1 protein-coding gene is annotated in these 1,268 nt (G+C 69.6%); it reads right to left on the bottom strand.

Annotated features, from left to right (window positions below; all coding sequences use genetic code 11):
• A partial coding sequence (locus NKI06_RS30795) for a beta-ketoacyl synthase N-terminal-like domain-containing protein (protein WP_352987924.1) occupies positions 1 to 1,247 on the bottom strand: 1,247 nt, incomplete at its 3' end.
• Positions 1,248 to 1,268 lie beyond the last annotated feature (21 nt).

The following is a 1,268-nucleotide window of genomic DNA, read 5'->3' as shown; positions in this document are numbered from 1 at the left end:
TCCTCGCCGGTGTTGGCGCTGATGATGTCTGCGCAGCGGTCGAATGGAGTGCGGAAGGCGGGCTCGCTGCGATAGAGGTCGCCCGCCATACCAGGATAGTGGTCGCCAAGGCCCGGGAACATGAAGGCTACGGGCCGGCCGCGACGCGCCTGCTCCAAAGTGAAGACCCGGCTCCGATCGGGACCTGACAGCGCCGCAGCGGCGTCGGCCGGGTTGTGGGCCACCACCATCCGCCGGTGGTTGAAGGCGCGGCGACCTGCCTGGAGCGTAAAGGCGACGTCGCCGAGGTTGAGTTCCGGCGTCGCTTCAAGGTGCTGCGCCAGGCGTGTCGTCGCCCGTTCGAGCGCGGCCGGCGTCTTCGCCGAAAGGAGCACTAGTTCGTGCGGCCGGGCCGGCGGCGAGGCGAGTTGCGGCGGCGCCTCCTCCAGCACCACGTGGGCGTTCGTGCCGCCGAGCCCAAATGAGCTGACCCCCGCCCGCCGCGGCGCCTCGCCCGCCGGCCAAGGACGCGCCTCCCGCGTCACGTAGAACGGGCTTGCCGACAAATCGACTGCCTCGCTCGGCACCTCGTAGTCGATCTGCGGCGGCAACTGGCGATGCTGCAGCGCCTCGACTACCTTGATGAGGCCGGCGATCCCCGCCGCGCGATCCAGATGCCCGACGTTGGGCTTCAGCGAGCCGATCGCGCACCAGCCGCGCCGCTCCTGCCGCCCGCCAAACGCCTTGATCGTCGCGGCAAGCTCCACCGCATCGCCGAGCGGCGTCGCCGTGCCGTGCGCTTCGAGGTAGCCGATGCTGTGCGCCGGAACGCCGGCGTTGGCCAACGCCTCGGCGATCACCGCGGCTTGGCCGTCCACCGAAGGCGCAGTGTAACCGGCCCGCGTTGCGCCGTCGTTGTTGACCGCCGAGCCGCGGATCACGGCTCGCACGAGATCGCCGTCGGCGAGTGCCTCGTCGAGCCGCTTCAGGACGACGAGGCCGACGCCACTCCCCATGACGCTGCCGCCGGCGCGCGCATCGAACGTCCGGCAATGGCCGTCGCGCGACAAAATACCGCCTTCTTGGAACCGGTAGCCCCGGCCCTGCGGCACCTGCACCGCAACGCCTCCAGCGAGGGCCAGATCGCATTCCATCGTCAAGAGACTCTGGCAGGCCAGGTGGACCGCCACTAGCGAGGTGGAGCAGAAGGTCTGGACCGCCACGCTCGGCCCCTCCAGGCCAAGCTTGTAAGATAGCGTCGAACACAACGCGTCTTTGTCGTTGCCTAT

Origin of the sequence: Mesorhizobium sp. M0772, from assembly GCF_040320135.1 — a bacterium.
Taxonomy (GTDB): domain Bacteria; phylum Pseudomonadota; class Alphaproteobacteria; order Rhizobiales; family Rhizobiaceae; genus Mesorhizobium.
The sequence above is the reverse complement of the archived record's forward strand: the minus strand, read 5'-3'. Positions and strand labels throughout refer to the sequence as shown.